Source organism: Bifidobacterium sp. POST2/T3 (B1) (assembly GCF_058197115.1).
This window is the reverse complement of the sequence record NZ_JBVPQK010000032.1, coordinates 1-16,613: the sequence shown is the minus strand read 5'-3', so window position 1 is coordinate 16,613 and position 16,613 is coordinate 1. Positions and strand designations below refer to the sequence as shown.

Annotated in this window: 13 protein-coding genes; 7 read left to right on the top strand and 6 right to left on the bottom strand. The window is 55.4% G+C overall.

The annotated features are described in order from the left end of the window. From ilvN to AC0AP0_RS02995, 3 genes are all read left to right on the top strand, one after another. The coding region (gene ilvN, locus AC0AP0_RS03005) for an acetolactate synthase small subunit (RefSeq protein WP_490429305.1) at nucleotides 1-318 on the top strand (318 nt) is incomplete at its 5' end. A gap of 30 nt (nucleotides 319-348) precedes the next feature. Then, a complete protein-coding gene (locus AC0AP0_RS03000; protein ID WP_490429336.1) occupies nucleotides 349-1,008 on the top strand; it encodes a sugar O-acetyltransferase in 660 nt (219 codons plus the stop codon). 62 nt (nucleotides 1,009-1,070) lie between these two features. Then, nucleotides 1,071-3,017 (top strand): ABC-F family ATP-binding cassette domain-containing protein, encoded by a 1,947-nt coding sequence (locus AC0AP0_RS02995; protein WP_490429335.1) that lies wholly within the window; start codon nucleotides 1,071-1,073, stop codon nucleotides 3,015-3,017. A 2-nt stretch (nucleotides 3,018-3,019) separates the two neighbouring features. On the opposite strand, the gene AC0AP0_RS02990 is transcribed toward AC0AP0_RS02995, so the two are convergent. After that, complete coding sequence (locus AC0AP0_RS02990; RefSeq protein ID WP_490429334.1) at nucleotides 3,020-3,745, bottom strand: type 1 glutamine amidotransferase; 726 nt, start codon at nucleotides 3,743-3,745, stop codon at nucleotides 3,020-3,022. A gap of 91 nt (nucleotides 3,746-3,836) precedes the next feature. Here AC0AP0_RS02990 and cysS point away from each other — a divergent pair, with 91 nt between their 5' ends. After that, on the top strand, nucleotides 3,837-5,414 hold the full coding sequence (gene cysS, locus AC0AP0_RS02985) for a cysteine--tRNA ligase (RefSeq protein ID WP_490429333.1): 1,578 nt from the start codon (nucleotides 3,837-3,839) through the stop codon (nucleotides 5,412-5,414). Between the two features lie 213 nt (nucleotides 5,415-5,627). On the opposite strand, the gene AC0AP0_RS02980 is transcribed toward cysS, so the two are convergent. Next, a complete protein-coding gene (locus AC0AP0_RS02980; protein WP_490429332.1) occupies nucleotides 5,628-6,746 on the bottom strand; it encodes a glycoside hydrolase family 172 protein in 1,119 nt (372 codons plus the stop codon). A 1,070-nt stretch (nucleotides 6,747-7,816) separates the two neighbouring features. On the opposite strand from AC0AP0_RS02980, the gene ffh reads away from it, so the two are divergent. Together ffh and AC0AP0_RS02970 are read left to right on the top strand one after the other, a co-directional pair. Then, nucleotides 7,817-9,433 (top strand): signal recognition particle protein, encoded by a 1,617-nt coding sequence (gene ffh / locus AC0AP0_RS02975; protein ID WP_490429331.1) that lies wholly within the window; start codon nucleotides 7,817-7,819, stop codon nucleotides 9,431-9,433. 30 nt (nucleotides 9,434-9,463) lie between these two features. After that, nucleotides 9,464-10,606, top strand: coding sequence for an endonuclease/exonuclease/phosphatase family protein (locus AC0AP0_RS02970; protein ID WP_490429330.1), 1,143 nt, complete (start codon nucleotides 9,464-9,466; stop codon nucleotides 10,604-10,606). Nucleotides 10,607-10,743: 137 nt separating this feature from the next. Here AC0AP0_RS02970 and AC0AP0_RS02965 read toward each other — a convergent pair whose 3' ends face one another. The 4 genes from AC0AP0_RS02965 to AC0AP0_RS02950 all read right to left on the bottom strand — a co-directional run bounded on the left by AC0AP0_RS02965 (nucleotide 10,744) and on the right by AC0AP0_RS02950 (nucleotide 15,451). Continuing rightward, nucleotides 10,744-11,454 (bottom strand): N-acetylmannosamine-6-phosphate 2-epimerase, encoded by a 711-nt coding sequence (locus tag AC0AP0_RS02965; RefSeq protein ID WP_254477966.1) that lies wholly within the window; start codon nucleotides 11,452-11,454, stop codon nucleotides 10,744-10,746. Between the two features lie 61 nt (nucleotides 11,455-11,515). Then, on the bottom strand, nucleotides 11,516-13,168 hold the full coding sequence (locus AC0AP0_RS02960) for an ABC transporter permease (protein WP_110412431.1): 1,653 nt from the start codon (nucleotides 13,166-13,168) through the stop codon (nucleotides 11,516-11,518). After that, nucleotides 13,165-14,301, bottom strand: coding sequence for an ABC transporter ATP-binding protein (locus tag AC0AP0_RS02955; protein ID WP_254477968.1), 1,137 nt, complete (start codon nucleotides 14,299-14,301; stop codon nucleotides 13,165-13,167). The genes AC0AP0_RS02960 and AC0AP0_RS02955 overlap by 4 nt, the downstream gene beginning before the upstream one ends. Before the next feature lie 16 nt (nucleotides 14,302-14,317). Further along, nucleotides 14,318-15,451, bottom strand: a complete 1,134-nt coding sequence (locus AC0AP0_RS02950) for an extracellular solute-binding protein (protein ID WP_490429329.1) — start codon at nucleotides 15,449-15,451, stop codon at nucleotides 14,318-14,320. Between the two features lie 283 nt (nucleotides 15,452-15,734). On the opposite strand from AC0AP0_RS02950, the gene AC0AP0_RS02945 reads away from it, so the two are divergent. Beyond that, nucleotides 15,735-16,481, top strand: a complete 747-nt coding sequence (locus AC0AP0_RS02945; RefSeq protein WP_110412429.1) for a GntR family transcriptional regulator — start codon at nucleotides 15,735-15,737, stop codon at nucleotides 16,479-16,481. Nucleotides 16,482-16,613: the final 132 nt, after the last annotated feature.

Below are 16,613 nucleotides of genomic sequence, written 5' to 3'. Positions count from 1 at the left end.
CATGTGCTCAAGATCGTCGAACTCAAGGGCGACGAGGCCGTGGAGCGCGAGCTGGTCATGATCAAGGTCAAGGCCAACGAACGCAACCGCTCCGACGTGCTGGAGATTGTCAAGCTCTTCCGCGTGCGCGTGGTTGACGTACACCCAGAGTCCCTGACCATCGAAGCCACCGGGGCCGAGGGCAAGTTGGAAGCCCTGCTGCGTCTGCTGCGCCCCTTCGGCATCATCGAACTGGTCCGTTCGGGCGCCGTGGCCGTCACTCGGGGTCCCCGGGCCCTGAGCGAGAAGGTGTTGGGTTCGCAGATCACCGGCCGCTGACTCATCCTCAAATCCTAGAAGGTGGTGCCCATGACTGACGATGTAATGGCAGAAATGAGCCGGACGGGCCGAATCGAATGGGAGCGGATGGTATCCGGCCAGGTCTATCAGGACACCCACCCCGACATCGATCGCCAAAGGGAACGGGCCGAAAGTCTCTTCATGGAATACAACAGGACCGCCCCCGGGCAGAAGCAGGAACGCCGAAGGATTCTGGAAGACCTGCTCGGCCAGGTGGGGCAGGATGTCGTCATCAACCCGGACTTCAGATGCGAGGTCGGCTGCAACATACGGATCGGCAGCCAGACTCTGATCAATTACGGAGCCGTCATGCTGGACAACGCTCCGATCACCATAGGCAGGAACGTGTGGATAGGCCCCGGCGCGGGGCTCTTTTGCACCAACCATGCCTTGGACTATGAGGAACGGAAGGCTGGCGCCTGCAAGGCCCGACCCATCGAAATCTGCCAGGGTGCCTGGCTGGGAGGTCACGTGGTCCTCCTAGGCGGCGTGCGGATTGGCCATGGAGCCGTCATCGGGGCAGGGTCTGTCGTCACCCATGACATACCGGATCAGGTAGTTGCAGTCGGCAACCCATGCACCGTCCTGCGGCCTATCACCGATTCGGACAAAACCGGTTACCTGGACAGAATTCATCAGCGTGACCGGGAGAACGCCCAGGACCAATAACTCCCCCACTCTGAAAAGCCCACAGCTCATTCCATCCAAGGCTGGCAGTAGATTGGGGAATCATGCCCATCTATGATCTCGGTCTGGAACACGTCGCTCTATCCTTTGCCACCAAAACCATCTTCACGGATGTGACGCAGGGCATCTTCGAGGGTGATCGGATCGGCATCGTGGGCCGAAACGGCGACGGCAAGTCCACCCTGCTGCACCTGCTGAAAGGCACCCAGGAACCGGATCAGGGCCGGGTGACCATGCGCAATGGACTCACCTTCGGCATGCTGGACCAGCGCGATCCCCTGAAGGACGAAGACACGGTCCGCAAGGCGGCCTTGGAGAACCGACAAGACTATGAATGGGCTGCCGACCCCAGATCCCGCGAGATCGTCGAGTCCCTCCTGGGCGGCATGGAACTGGAGGCCAAGGTGGGTACTCTGTCAGGCGGTCAGCGCCGCAGGGTGGATCTGGCACGGCTGCTGCTCCGGGATTGGGACATCCTGGCCCTGGATGAGCCGACCAACCATCTGGACCTGCTCACCATCCACTGGCTGGCCGAGCACCTGAAGAACCGCTGGGCCAAGAATTCCGGAGCACTCCTGTTGGTCACCCACGACCGCTGGTTCCTGGACGAGGTCTGCACCTCCATGTGGGAGGTGCATGACGGAACCATCGACCCCTTCGAGGGCGGCTACAGCGCCTATATGCTCCAGCGGGTGGAGCGCGAGCGCCAGGCGGATCTGGCCGAGACTAAGCGCCGGAACCTGGCCCGCAAGGAACTGGCCTGGCTGACCCGGGGCGCCCGGGCCCGCTCGACCAAGCAAAAGTTCCACGTCAAGGCCGCGCAGGAGCTGATCGCCGACGTACCACCCATGCGCAACAGCCTGGAACTCAAGCGGATGGCCACCTCCCGCCTGGGCAAACAGGTGGTGGACCTGGTCGACGTGACCAAGATCTATCCGGAGGCCGATTCCGATGACGATGGAAACAGGAGCGAACGGGTCCCCTCCCCTCATGCCGAGCGCCCTCTGATGGGCTCGGTGACCGTGGCCGCCGATCCCGGCAAGGACCGTCCGGGCACTGCAGCGGCCGACACCCTGACCATCAGCGGACACAAGGTCCTGGACGATGTGACCTGGCTGATCGGCCCTGGCGACCGGTTTGGCATCGTAGGCGCTAACGGAGCCGGCAAGTCCACTCTGCTGGGTCTGATTGACGGCAGTGTGTCTCCCACGGCAGGACATGTCAAGGTCGGCAAGACGGTCCGCTTTGCAGTGCTGACCCAACGTCTGGATGAGCTGGAAAAGCTCGGCCGCTATCGAATCAAAGAGGTCCTCAGCCGTTACAAGCCCACCTATCTGGTCGAAGGCAAGGAGGTGTCCCCGAGCCAATTGATGGAGCGCCTGGGCTTTGAAAGCTCCCAGCTGATGACCAGAATCAGCGACCTGTCTGGCGGGCAAAAGCGCCGCATGCAACTCCTGCTCATCCTGCTGGACGAGCCCAACGTGCTGATCATGGACGAGCCAGGCAACGACCTGGATACCGACATGCTGGCCGTCATGGAAGACATGCTGGACTCATGGCCAGGCACCCTGATCGTGGTCTCCCACGACCGCTACCTGCTGGAGCGGGTGACCGACCAGCAGTTCGCGCTGATCAACGGCAAGGTGGTTCATCTGCCAGGCGGCGTCCAGAATTACCTGGATATGGTCGAGTCTGCCGACCGGGAGGCTGCGGATGCTCCAAATCAGACATCAGCCGAGGAGGCCAAGAATCCCAATCAGGCCAAGGCCGAACGAGTCGCCAGACGAAATCTGAGCAAACAGGCTTCTGCCATCGAACGCAAGTTGGCCAAGCTGGCCGATCAGCGCAAGGCACTTGAACGGCAGATGGCTGACCATGACCCCGGCGACTATCAGGGCCTCAACGAACTCAACAGCAAGCTCAAGGATCTGACCGAGCAATCGGATCAGCTTGAGGAGGAGTGGCTGACCATCGGGGAAGAGCTGGAGTAATCTCAGGCGGCAGCCAGCTGGGCGGCCTGGGTCGAACACCGGGCTGCGAAGGCGGAGAAGATGGCATCGGCCAACGGCTGCATCTGCGGCATCCCTTTGATAAATTCGTCGCGCATTTTAGTTATCTTGGACTTTTTCATAGAGCCAACCATGCTCGGCACCTGCATCCACTCATCGAAGATGGGCGCCGTTACCTCCAGGTGGAACTGCAAACCCAGGGCCGACCCAAGTCGAAAAGCCTGAACCTTGGTGGCCTGGGAGCGTGCCAGGAGCTTGGCCCCTGGCGGCAGGGTGACTTGGTCCGCATGCCAGTGCAGCACATCCGTGTTCTTGTTCCACATGGCCACGTCGTCGTCCTGCCCCACCCAGCGGATGGGTCCCATGCCGTATTCGGGATCCCGGTCCCGCATCAAGGTGCCTCCCAATGCCCGCGCCACAATCTGATGCCCCAGGCAAATCCCCAAAATGGGCTTGTTGGCAGCCATCGCGGCCTTGGCCAGCTTGGTCTCCGCCTTGAGACCGGGGTGATGCGCGTAATCGTCAGCCGACATGGGCCCGCCCATGATGACCAGTCCTGCCAACTCACGCGAGCGCGGCAACTCGGGCTTCTTCTCGTCCACGATATTGGTGATCTCAGTGTCCAGCCCGCACTCCTGCAGATTGTCGAGAATGCGACCCGGCTTCTCCCAATCAACATGCTGGACTATCAGCACCCTTGGTTTCGCCATGACTCCATTCTTGCACATATGCTGTCGGTCCGCGTCCGCAAGCTCTGCATTTCCTCTTGAACAGTCAGTAATCCTTGATAGGCTCAAGGGTATGGATACGAGTTCGCAACCGCATGATTCCAAGGCTTCAGTCAGTCTGGCTGCAGCTGATCTGCGTCTGTATGACACGGCTGATCACCAGGTGACCTCCTTCCGGCCCATCGAACCGGGCAAGGTCGGCATCTACGTATGCGGTGCTACGGTGCAGAGCTCGCCCCACCTGGGCCATATCAGGACCACGCTGGCTTTCGACGTGATCCGTCGCTGGCTGCTCAGGCTGGGATATCAGGTGACCCTGATCCGGAACGTGACTGACATCGACGACAAGATCCTGACCAAGGCGGCGGCCAACAGCCAGCGCTGGTGGGAGCGGGCCTACATCTATGAGCGCGAATTCACCCATGCCTACGACACCATGGGAGTCCTACCACCCACCTATGAACCTCGAGCTACCGGGCACATCCCCGAGATGATCGATCTGATCCAGCGCATCATCGACCGCGGCCACGCCTATGTGGTGCCCGATGAGCAGGGCCGCCCTTCAGGCAACGTCTACTTCGACGTGGCCTCCTGGCCTGAGTATGGTGCTCTAACCCACCAGCAGACCGGTACCCAGCCCACTGACGAGCAGGCCGCCGCCAACGACCGGCTGGGACCCAGTATCGACACTGATGAGCAGAATAACGATGCCGAGGAGGAGCCTGGCAAGCGTGACCCCCGTGACTTCGCACTTTGGAAGGCACCCAAGCCCACCGATCCGCCAACGGCTCGCTGGCAAACCCCCTTCGGCACAGGTCGGCCGGGCTGGCATCTGGAATGCTCGGCCATGAGCCACCGCTATCTGGGTGCGGATTTCGACATCCACGGAGGCGGTCTAGACCTGCGTTTCCCCCATCACGAGAACGAGATGGCCCAATCGCACGCGGCTGGCTGGGGATTCGCCCATCGATGGATGCACACAGCCTGGGTGACCCAGAAGGGCGAGAAGATGAGTAAGTCCCTGGGCAACGGGCTGTCCGTGAACCAGGTGCTGTCGCAGCATCCGGCCTGGGTGGTTCGCTACGCCCTGGTGTCGGTGCAGTACCGGTCCATGCTGGAATGGTCCGATCAGTCCCTGCAGGAGGCCGAGGGCGCCTACGAACGCATCAGCAACTTCGTTGACCGGGCAGGACGGATCTTGGGAGCGCAACCCGAGCGCGACCGCGTGGCGGGACTGAGTGCAGACGATCTGCCAGAGGACTTCGTACAAGCCATGAATGACGACATCAATGTCTCAGGTGGTCTGGCCGCCCTCTATGCACTGATTCGTCAAGCCAACGCGGCCATGGATGCGGACCCGTGTGTTCTGGACCGGAAGTGGCTGGCTAATGCCCTGCTCCAGGTCAGAGCCATGCTGGATGTGTTCGGACTGGACCCTCTCGATCCCCACTGGGCAAGAGCCACAGCCAACCGTGACAACCAGGCCATGAACACTCTGGATACCTTGGTACGCCAACAGTTGGAGGAACGGGATCAAGCGCGAAAGGATCATGACTTCGCCCGGGCAGATGTCATTAGGGATCAGCTGGCGGCGGCCGGCGTGACCGTGGCGGACACACCCGCTGGGAGCACCTGGGATCTGAGCCGCTGATCCCACGTCCGTCATATACGATGTCGCCAGAAAGGTCGATGTCTCGGTCAGCACAGTCTTCATGCTCCCATTCCTTCTCTGACAAGTGTCCCGTCTTTCCAAGAACCTATCAAGGGAGGGGCTTGCCCGACAAGTCCGGAACTGGTTGGAACAATCCACGGTGATCTACCTCGTTTTCATCGGCTGACAGAATCGGAAAGCAGCCTGAATCACTCAACGAGGTCGGCGATCCCGTTCTCCTGTCTCCAGCACATTTTTCGGGAAGGGCTGGTGGGGCTCCTGCTGGTACCAATATGCCACGCTGGCCAAATCGTCCTCACGCTCGAAGTATCCCTGCTCATCCACACCTATCTGCTGCAAGGTCACCTTGATGTCGCTGGCAAAAATGATGGGGTCGGGGATGTGCCAGCGGTAGAACCCCCGGGTCACCGGGGTGTCGGCATCCCAATACTGGGACTCGCGGTTGTCCAGCTGCCTTGAATGGAAGGGAAAGCCCATGTAGGCCCCGCTATAGGTGGTTTCGTGCATTCGGCCATCCGGGTCCTGCCCGGCAAAGCTCCAGGCACCGCCGAAGTAGTCCTCGCTACCTGTGGAGCACCAGGTGGGATAGTCCTTGTCCCCGTCCAGGTAGACCTTCACCTCGCCCTCGCCCCACCAGCGGCTCTCCAGAGCGGTTAGTGCCAGATAGGTGCCCACATAGGAGCCCCGACCATGCACTCCGTCCAGAATGACGTAATCCTGGCCCAATTCGGTGACTCGCTGACGGCGCCACTGGGCATGGAAGGTCATGACATCCTCGGGCAGCCCATCCTTTTCCACATAGTCGATCTGATAGAAGAAAGCCTCGATGGGCTCGTTGTGCCGGTTGCGCAGGACGATCCGGGCCCCGTTGTGGAAAGGCATGGGCCAGTAGCAGTTGAATCCCCGGCGCGGGTAAACGGCCACGGGAACGGATTCCACCCGACAGGCCTGGGCATGGCCACAGCAGAAGAAGTCACCAAGGGGCACGCAAACAGACGGTGTCTGTTCGCCATCCCAGTAGCATTCAAGGATCAGATTGCGCAATACGTTGGGCCCGGTGGGCGAGGTGGCGTCGGTCACAGTCATCCAGATATGACGAATTTCCCCCGCGCCTGACAAGTCGGCAAGAACGACGTCCTGTCCCGAGGGAATGTTTTTAAGACAAGGAGTTCCTTTCCTGGAGGTACCCAGCTTACTGGCCGTCATAGCTGCCCTGCCCTTGCCCCCCTGAGGGTTCTCAGCATTGACACAGCGAGTTCGGTCCGTGGTTGTGCGAGTCAGCGCCTCCAGACCGTTTGTGATATTCGGCATGCTCATACCCATGATTGTGGTTGCCTTTCGTATTCGGGCCTTCTGCTCTTCTCCCCTGCTTTTGTAGCGGATGGCCATGTTCAGTGTACTTGTAGCTCATTAGTTACAGCTCATTAGTTATTTGACAGCGCCCTCCACTATTCCCTCCGAGAGCTATGGCGGAAATACAAAGGAGAAGGCGTCGACAGTCTACCAAGGCACCAGCATCAATGGTCGATTCCACGGCAATCTGGGTGGGAGGTCCCATATACCGCGGAAAACAGCTGAGTGCCATAGCAACACAGAAGTCAAGGGGGTCGTTCCAGCAGTACTGCACACCACACGCTGCACCCAAATGAACGATTTGTAGAAATGGACAGGGGGAACCGCACCAAAGTAATTGTCCAGTTGTTTGTCGGCAGATAAATCAGGATGAGGGTCATTACAGACTCGCTCGATGATGTGAGGGGAACTGTATGTAGTTCAAAAATGATGGTAGAGGGAATGATGACACGGAACCCCCGCCGTGGGCAGTTCCGAACTAGATTCATCGGTTCGATTTTGCTCAAGATGCCAGTAATCGTGCCGCATTCGACTTGATATTGCAGGCTTACGATGATGACAACATCTCCAGGTTGAATCTGAAGTCCGTCATAGAGAACTCGGCACCTTCTAAAGGCAACATGGCCGAGCTCTTTCCGGAACAATCCGGTCAAACTCAAAGCCATTCTGGACCTTTTTCTGGCTTTCATGCCGGCTCCCTGCTCCCTCGCATTCATCGACTACGATTCAAGATGCCAACAAATTTTTGAGGGGCATGCATCATGGGATAGCACTCCTCAGAGTGTACAAGGACAATATCGAATCGTTTCGATTTAGTATAACGTCTTAAATGGGTTTGTGTCAATAAGTACGATATGCTCAACAGGTTCTGTAAGTTCAAGAACGTTCATTTTCTGCTCTTAAGAGAGTTGTAACGGAAATAGGTAGCCGATAGACAGCGACAAGCAGAAGCAAATGTCTGGAGCAGGTGGCCTTATTCCCAGTAACCGCCGACCAATCTCCCGGCTGACAGGTAGACTTGGGGCATTATGGCAGCATTTTCATCTTTGACTGATCGGCTATCCCAGGCCTTCACCCATCTGCGCTCCAAGGGGAAGCTGACCGAGGCCGACATCGACGGCACAATCCGTGAGATCCGCCGCGCCCTGCTGGATGCTGATGTCTCCCTGGACGTGGTGCGCTCCTTTACCGGACGCATTCGTGAACGCGCTCTGGGCGAGGAGGTCTCCAAGGCTCTGAATCCGGCCCAACAGGTGGTTTCTATCGTCTATGACGAACTGACCAGCATCCTGGGCGCGGGAGTGGACCGGCCGCTCAATTTCGCCAAGAACCCGCCCACAGTCATCATGCTGGCCGGTTTGCAGGGTGCAGGCAAGACCACACTGGCCGGCAAGCTGGGCTACTGGCTCAAGGATGCCGGTCACACACCCCTGCTTGTGGCGGCTGACCTGCAGCGGCCCAATGCGGTCACCCAGCTCCAGGTGGTCGGCGAGCGCGCCGCAGTACCGGTATACGCACCCGAACCAGGCGTGCAGACCAGCGGATCCGAGCTGGCGGCCCCCGGACAGGTCACGGGCGACCCGGTCAAGGTGGCAGCCGACTCGATCAGGGTAGCCAAGGACAAGCTCTACGACGTGGTCATTATTGATACGGCCGGTCGACTGGGCGTGGATCAGGAGCTGATGGAGCAGGCACGCAATATCCGCGACGCCGTCCATCCCGACGAGATCCTCTTCGTCATCGATGCCATGATCGGCCAGGACGCGGTCGCCACAGCCAAGGCCTTCGATCAAGGTGTTGACTTCACCGGCGTGGTGCTGTCCAAGCTGGACGGCGATGCTCGCGGCGGCGCGGCCCTGTCGGTTGCCTCGGTGACCGGCAAGCCCATCCTTTTCGATTCCAACGGCGAGGGCCTCAAGGACTTCGAGGTCTTCCACCCCGATCGTATGGCCTCCCGCATTCTGGATATGGGCGACATCCTGACCCTGATCGAGCAGGCCCAACGCCAGTTCGATGAGGAGGAGGCCCGCAAGGCCGCTGGGAAGATGTCCGAGGGCAGCTTCGGCCTTGATGACTTTCTGGAGCAGCTCCAGCAGGTCCGCAAGCTGGGTTCCTTCAAGAGCATTCTGGGGATGATCCCAGGTATGGCCCAGCACCGCAAAGAACTGGAGCAGTTCGACGAAAAAGAGGTGGACCGGACCCAGGCCATCATCCAGTCGATGACTCCCCAGGAACGTCGTGACCCGAGCATCATCGACGGCTCACGACGGGCCCGAATCGCCTATGGCGCCGGCACTACGGTCTCGGCCGTCAACGGCCTGCTGCAGCGTTTCGAGCAAGCAGCCAAGATGATGAAGCGGATGACCAATGGCAGCCGCACGGTCCCCGGTATGGGTGGTATGGGCGCTGGCGGCGGCAAGAAGGGCAAAAAGGGAAAGAAAAGCCGCAAGGGTTCCCGTTCAGGCAATCCCATGAAGCGAGAGGCCGAAGAGAAGGCATTACGTGAGCGTCTGTCTGGCAAGGGCAAATCCTCCGGCGGCTCCGCCTTCGCCAAGCGCTCCGAAACTCCGCAGATGCCCGAGGGCCTGCCGGACCTGCCTCCCAACCTTGGCGGTGGACTGGGCGGTCTCTTCGGCGGCCGCTAAACGCCTCCCTCCCGCAGGAGACGATGACACGTGAACACCCTTCTCTGGATTCTCCTGGGTCTTATCGCCTTATGGATGGCCCTGCGCTTCCTGCCTGCCGGAGCTGACTGGCACCGACCCCTGGTAGAGCTGATCGCCCTGATCGACTTGCTGACCGCTCCTCTGCTGGCCATCTTGGTCTGCGCAATTGTGATTCAAGCCTGGCCACAGTCCGCCCTGGCCCTAATCGAGTTGACTCTGGTCACGTTGTGGAGACTTCAATACAGGTTTCGCCTGCCCTCTCCTATGAGCTCTGGGCACAGAGATGGGCTACAGTCAAACAATAGACACCGCACTGATACTAGTGATCAATCAGATACGGATGCAGACAGTCCCGAATCACAGCAGTTCAATCAGGACACGCATGACTCAGCGCGGGTCCACACAAAGCCTCACGACCTGGCTCCAACCCCTAGCCACCCAGCTCTTTCTTTGAGAGTCATGACGCTAAACTGCCGCTATGGCAAAGCGGATGCGCCGTCCATCCTGGAGCAGGTTCAAAGCCATAATGTCGACGTTTTAGCCCTGCAGGAGGTGAACTCAACTCTACTGACACATCTGCAGAAAGCAGGGATGAGGCGAACCCTGCCGTACCTCGTGGAAGGCCCTCAGACCAAAAATGACAATGGCGGCAGGAACGCGCTCTTCTCTCGGCAGGAGCCCATTTGGTCTCAACCGGCAGTACTTGATTTGGAAGCATCAGCTGTCCCTCTGATGCTTTTGCGTACCCAAGCTGGAACAATCCGAGTGGCTTCGGTCCACCCCAGGTCGCCCCAGCGCGGTGCCAAGCAATGGGGCCTGGGCATTGAACGCTTGGCTCAACTAAGCAGCGAAAATATGGAGGCCGTCCCAGACATGGAATCCCCTGCATTCACCATCATCATGGGTGACTGCAACGCCAACCTGCACCATCCAACCTTTCGTGCCATGCTGGAGTCCGGCAGGTTGCGGGATACCTCGCTGTCTTTGGGCTGCGGCCCGCATCCAACTTTTCCGCATTGCCGAGCACTTCTACCGCCGCTGATTGAAATCGACCATATTCTGGTCAGCCCGGGTATCAGAGTCAAATCAATGAAGACAACTGGAGTTCCAGACTCCGATCACTATGGCTTATTGACCGAACTATGCATATGAACCGATGTTAATGCTCTTTATCACTGAGTATGCTTGGGCGTATCCAGCATACTCAGTTGGAGCACAGGCCATCTGCTGCTTAACCACTGTAAGAAGGCCTGTAAGCTATACGGTATCAACAAGCATGACTTAGATTCTTACTGGACTACCGAAGATTCCACGGACTGTGCTGAACGGTGGAGACCTGCGACAAACCAAGAAGTTATCGTAGTGGGATGCGTGATAGCCGTACCTACACAAACGGCAAAGGCTCCGTGTTTTAATGCTTCATAAGCCTGGTCGGGTGTATGAATACGCCCCTCTGCTACAACTGGCAGGGAAATAGCCTCCACCAACTCATCGATAAGCGCATAATCCGGTCCGTGGCTCATGACTCTGGCAGGCGTATACCCACTTAAGGTAGTTCCAACCAAATCGACGCCTGCCTCTTGGGACCAGACGGCATCAGCCAAACAACCGCAATCAGCCATAATCAAAGCCGTTGAATGAGCTCGTATTCCTTTCACTGTCTCTTTAAGTGTCAAGCCATCAGGTCGTGGCCTGTCAGTTCCATCCAAGGCTACTATGTCTGCACCGGCTTCGACTACACGTAGAGCATCAGCCAGTGTCGGCGTTATATATACTCCTTCATCGCCAACTTTGACTAAGCCTATGATCGGTACTCCAACTAAGGACCGACCAAGTTGAATGTCTTTGATACCTTGTAGACGTACCGCTGATGCCCCACCTTTGACAACAGCTGCAGCTATTTGCGCCATGGTTCGTGAATCCCGCATAGGCTCACCCGGATAAGACTGGCAGGAAACAATCAAATTTGATTGCAAAGAATTGATAACGGAACAATCCATGACGAATCACCTTCTTTCCAAAACCCCGCCGAACCATTCATTTATCCATAAACAGTCAGCTTCAGATATTGATATCCCTGCTACCTGAAATCTTGTAGAACAGGAAAAGCAGGAAGACTGTTAAAACTGTCAGCATCGTTGATAGCGCAGCAGCGACACCATAGTTTCCACTCAGCACTTCCGAATAAATTGCAATTGACATCGTGCGTGTTTTAGTGGTATACAAAAGCACGGTGGCACTGAGTTCAGTGATAATACTGATCCAGCTGAGTATGGCACCCGAAATGATTCCCGATAGAATCATGGGTACGGTTATTCGTACAAATGTACGAGCTGGCGACGCTCCTAAACTAATGGCTGCTTCCTCCACACTGACACTGGTATTGCGCAAGGTAGCTTCAGCAGAACGTACAGTGTATGGCAATCGTCTGATGACAAAGGCCAGCACGATAATAATAGAAGTACCGGCAATCACGATGGGGCCATGATTGAAAAACGTCAAGAGTGCGATACCCATGACAGAACCTGGCACAATGAAGGGCAACATTAAGATCACGTCTAGCCAACCGGTCAAACCACTTCTGCGGCGTACCATCACATAAGCCGAAAGAACTGCGATGACGACGATGATGCTCACTGCAATCAGTGAAAACAGCATAGTATTTTTGATTGCACTTCCAGCTTCATCTAAGGTCTGTCGATAACTATTAAGGGAAAAGCCTCGAGTAAAAACTCGACCACTGGTGTTTTTAAATGATGTGTATGCCACATAGAGCTGCGGAATCATTGTGAAAGCTGTAAACAGATAAACCGCAACATGAGCCATCACTCGTCCAAGTGCCGTTCTAGCTTTTGCAGGAACGATTGGATGCAAGGCATTCATTTCGTAAGACATGCGGTTAGAAACATATCGCTGCGCGAAGAAAACAATGACTGCCAGTGCAACAATGACGATGCTCACTGCGGCAGCAAACCCGGTATCGCCGCCCATTTCACTGATGAACTCGGTATATATCAGGACTGGTACAGTACGATACCCCTGACCAATTAGCATTGGCGTACCAAAATCTGCAAGCGCACGCATAAAAGCCATCAGACCGCCAGCTAGTACCGTGGGCATGATCAGGGGAGCGACTACTTTCAGCACTTTCTGAACGCCCTGATATCCCAGGCTCTCTGCCGCATCGAGCAAGGATGAATCGACATTTTTCATGGCACCCAGAACGTACATGAATACCATGGGAGACAACTGTAAAGTAAGCACCAATACGATGCCCGGGAATCCATATATGCTGGGAACCCTGATGCCCATTCTGCGAAGAAAACCTGTTATCGTGCCATTGTTGCCTAGCAGGAGGATCCAAGAATATGCGCCAATGAACGGGGCTGACATGGAAGACACCAACATCAATGAACGAACGACACTCGTTCCCTTGATGCTGATGGTAGCCACGATATAGGCCAGAGGGGTGGCAATGAGCACTGAAAGCAAAGTCACTGATACGCTTACGGCCAGACTGTTCCAAATAGTTTCCAAATAGAAGCTTTTACCGAAGAAACGAGCAAAATACTTGGTAGTGAAGGAGCCGCTATTCGAATCTTTAAAAGCGCTCAATAACAAACCACCGAGAGGAATAAGCAGAGCGACAGTATAAAAAACGAAGACAGCCAAGGCTACAGTGGTCCAGCCGTCAAGACGAATTCGACGCTTCATACCTGACTCGCCTCCATCTCCCGCTTGGCTGCATCATTTATCAACACGTTCCGCCCGCTTTCGGTATCGAATATATTGATGTCGTCCATATTGAATGACAGGCCAACTTGCTCTCCCGGGACAAGCTGAGGTGCATTTACTGAATTCTTAGATACTTCAATGTGCTCACCAGAAGTTAGCACCAGTTGATAATGCACGCTTTCACCTAGAAAAGTGCTGCCCACCACCTCGGCAGCAGTTCCATGGTCAGCCTTGACGAACGATATTTCATTCGGACGAGCAGCCATAATGACATGCTGAACCTCCTGATGCAGTAACGCTTGTGATAATTCCGGGCGCAACTCTAGACGGCTCAGGTCGTGGTCGAAGGCCAGGGAAACGGCTCCGGATTCTTTGGTCACGGTAGCTTGGAAAAAGTTGGTCCTACCAATGAATCCTGCAACAAACTTGGTTGCCGGGTGCAGGTATACCTGGCGTGGAGTATCCACCTGCTCGATCACACCCGCGTGCATAACGGCCAAACGATCGGAGACAGCCATAGCCTCCTCCTGGTCGTGGGTAACGTAAACCGTTGTAATACCAACAGCTTGTTGCACGTGCCTGACGACATTGCGCATCTCGACACGCAGTTTTGCATCCAAATTCGACAAGGGCTCGTCCATCAGCAAGAGTCTCGGCTGAATAACAATGGCACGCGCCAGTGCGACCCGCTGTTGTTGCCCTCCGCTGAGGTCCTTGGGATAACGATTTTCCCACTGCCGGATCTGAACGACATCCATGACCCTGTCAGCTTTCTGGCGCATTTCCTCCTTGCTAAGTCCACGATTTTTCAACCCAAAAAGAATATTGCCTCTGACGGTCATGTTGGGGAAAACGGCATAATTCTGAAAAACCATACCGATATTGCGTTTCGCCGGCACAAGATCATTAATGACAGTTCCGTCGAAAGCAATTGTTCCTGATGTGATCTGGTTGAAACCCGCAATCATACGAAGCAGTGTCGTCTTGCCACATCCTGATGGACCGAGAAGAGTAAAGAACTCGCCTTCTTTAACTTGCAGATCTAGGTCAGGGATAACAAGGGTATCGCCATAGGCCTTGCGAATGTGAGAAAGCTCAATTGATGTTGCCATAATAGTACTCCATCCCCTACTGCAGGCTGGCGAACAGATCGGTATACTGCCTCACGATGTCATCACGGTGTGCCTCAACATAGGCACCATCCTCCTTGATGGATTTGATACTGCTCATAGGAGCAAGCGCCTTCCCCAACGAAGCATCACTTCGCAAAGGCCGGTTGGTTAACTTGGTGCCAAAACGATCCTGCACATCCTTGCTGATGACAAAATCCACGAATTTCTCTGCCAGTTTGCGATGGGGCGCCTTCTTGACTATACCGACATAAGAATCCAGGAACACCGCCCCTTCTCGAGGGTAGACAATATGAACAGAAGCACCATCTTTCACGTAATTGGCTGCAGGCTCCTCGTAGGTGACTCCAACCGTATACTCGCCATCTGCTACCCCACGTGCCACCGCAGACGAACTGGATGCAACCTTTCCATCAAGGTTTTTTATTAAGCTACCTACATAATCCCACCCCTTGCGAGATGTATAGTTACCGCCCATAGCCTTTAATTGATTAGTCAGTTGGGCAAATGCAGAACTTGACGTGGCCGGATCACCTGCAGCGATCTTCCCTCTCAACTCAGGTCGAAGCAGGTCCTCATAAGACTGTATCTTGTGTGACCCTTCCAACTTATCGTTGACAAGGAGCACACTTCCGTTAGATATATATGCGGTTGCCAAACCAGTGACGTTCCTGGAGGCCTTCTGCAAATACTTGTCGTTGGGAGAAACATATTTTTCGAAATACTTATCGAACTGATCGCGTACCGCACCAAGCAGCACGTCCGCGGATGGGCTGTTGGCTTCAGCCTTGACTCTTGTCAGAATCTCTCCTGCTCCGGCCTCCAGTACCTCCACCTTGACGCCGGTTTTCTTTTCAAAAGCCGGAACAATCTCTGCGACAATTTCCTTGCTGTTTGGAGTATAGACCACCAGTTTCCCACCAGCCGATGCGGGATCTGACTTCCCACTGCTCGACGATCCGCATCCACCTGCCAGCATCAGGGCGAATACGGTCATTGCCGTGAGCAACTTCCTTGTTCTCATGACGTTCTCCTTTTTTAGCACTCCCCCCATTGGGACATTACCAATACTGGTATAAGCCAATATTGTTATTATTGGTATATACCAATAAAGTGGTTTTTCCAAATCCAACGGTGCGTCTCCTGAACTTTATATACAAGAATCACATTTGATCTGACTTGCGAAATCAGGACCTTAGATATATCAAAATAACTTATTACTGTGACTTAACAGGAGAGGCTGAAATTACCCTTTGAATATGCTTATTACAACGGTATATACCAATAAGATCCTTACTTGTACAGACTCACTCAGCATCTTTCATACCATTTTGGCCGCAATGGTATATTCCTATTAGGAAGAAAAGAGATTCGACCGAAAGAAGGGAACGGCTTCACATCTAGGGGGACGCATCATGACCAATGAAGACCTTACATCAGCAGAAGGTCGCGGCAAGGCTCAAGCCCTGCGCGATTACCTCGATTCTCTGATAAAGCACTCGCTTCCTGCACACGCCAAGCTTCCGACAGAAAGATCTTTGGCTGCAAAATATGGCATTAACCGAGCAACGGTTCGCAATGCGCTCAACCAATTGGAACTTGAAGGTGCCATATACCGCAAGCAGGGTTCAGGTACGTATGTTGCTGAGCCCAGAATCACCAAATCGATTGAATTGACATCCTTTAGTGACGACATGGCTGCACGTGGTCTCACGCCTGGTTGCAAAGTACTCATTACAGAAGTTCAGGAAGCCAGTTCTTCCCTGGCTTTTAAACTGTCGCTTTCGCCTGGAGCTCCAGTCATCCATCTTCGGAGACTACGTACCGCAGATAATCAACCCATGTGTATCGAGGACGTCTGGATTCCCCAAACGTTGACCCCAGATCTACTTAAGCAAAATCTTGAGGGATCCCTTTATGAGCTATTGGAATCCAAGTACCATTTATCTTTGACTGCGGCCCGGCAGATCATAGACGTGAGCACCCTCAGCCGTCGACAATCAGAGCTTCTCGGCACAGCCCCACACTCCCCTACCCTACGAGTGACCAGAATTGTTAAAGACAGTATGGATCGACACATCGAGTATGCTGTCAGTCTGTACCGCGGCGACAGGTATAACTTCGATTTCACTGTCCAAAAGGCTCGCGGAAGCAGGTTTTGAAGAGCTGCGGACTAGACATGCAATAAATAACCTGTCTCTCGCGCTATCCTCCGGTTGAGGTATACTTTTGCTGTTATTCATGTCCGGAGGAGCCCTCTCATTCCGACGGCCGTGAGGAACACGCCAGGAGCG

Bases quoted from the DNA above. Each gene is read 5' to 3' on its own strand.
- cysS (WP_490429333.1), top strand. From the start codon at position 3,837: ATGGATACGAGTTCGCAACCGCATGATTCCAAGGCTTCAGTCAGTCTG.
- AC0AP0_RS02990 (WP_490429334.1), bottom strand. From the start codon at position 3,745: ATGGCGAAACCAAGGGTGCTGATAGTCCAGCATGTTGATTGGGAGAAG.
- AC0AP0_RS02945 (WP_110412429.1), top strand. From the start codon at position 15,735: ATGACCAATGAAGACCTTACATCAGCAGAAGGTCGCGGCAAGGCTCAA.
- ffh (WP_490429331.1), top strand. From the start codon at position 7,817: ATGGCAGCATTTTCATCTTTGACTGATCGGCTATCCCAGGCCTTCACC.
- AC0AP0_RS02980 (WP_490429332.1), bottom strand. From the start codon at position 6,746: ATGCCGAATATCACAAACGGTCTGGAGGCGCTGACTCGCACAACCACG.
- AC0AP0_RS02960 (WP_110412431.1), bottom strand. From the start codon at position 13,168: ATGAAGCGTCGAATTCGTCTTGACGGCTGGACCACTGTAGCCTTGGCT.
- AC0AP0_RS02965 (WP_254477966.1), bottom strand. From the start codon at position 11,454: ATGGATTGTTCCGTTATCAATTCTTTGCAATCAAATTTGATTGTTTCC.
- AC0AP0_RS03000 (WP_490429336.1), top strand. From the start codon at position 349: ATGACTGACGATGTAATGGCAGAAATGAGCCGGACGGGCCGAATCGAA.
- AC0AP0_RS02955 (WP_254477968.1), bottom strand. From the start codon at position 14,301: ATGGCAACATCAATTGAGCTTTCTCACATTCGCAAGGCCTATGGCGAT.
- AC0AP0_RS02995 (WP_490429335.1), top strand. From the start codon at position 1,071: ATGCCCATCTATGATCTCGGTCTGGAACACGTCGCTCTATCCTTTGCC.